Genomic DNA, 257 nt, shown 5'->3' with positions numbered 1-257 from the left:
TATATTTATGCAGAAAATGCATGGCTGAAAAAGCAATTTGGCAGTGGTCATTATCGTCAAAAACGCTATCTTCTCCCTCGAACCGCAGCGGAACACTCCGCACCGCGGTACAGAGTTTTCTCCCTGACCGATTATGTCGGTCTTTAGCCGGACGCCCTGTCCGGCTTACCCAGGGCCCTGCGAAGGGTCCTACGTCTCCCAGACGTGAAGCCTCCCTGATAAACTTGCCGGGCACATTTGTTGCCCGGCTTTTTTTT

Source organism: Thalassospira sp. UBA1131, assembly GCF_002311515.1.
Lineage (GTDB): Bacteria > Pseudomonadota > Alphaproteobacteria > Rhodospirillales > Thalassospiraceae > Thalassospira.
This window is presented reverse-complemented; position numbering follows the sequence as displayed.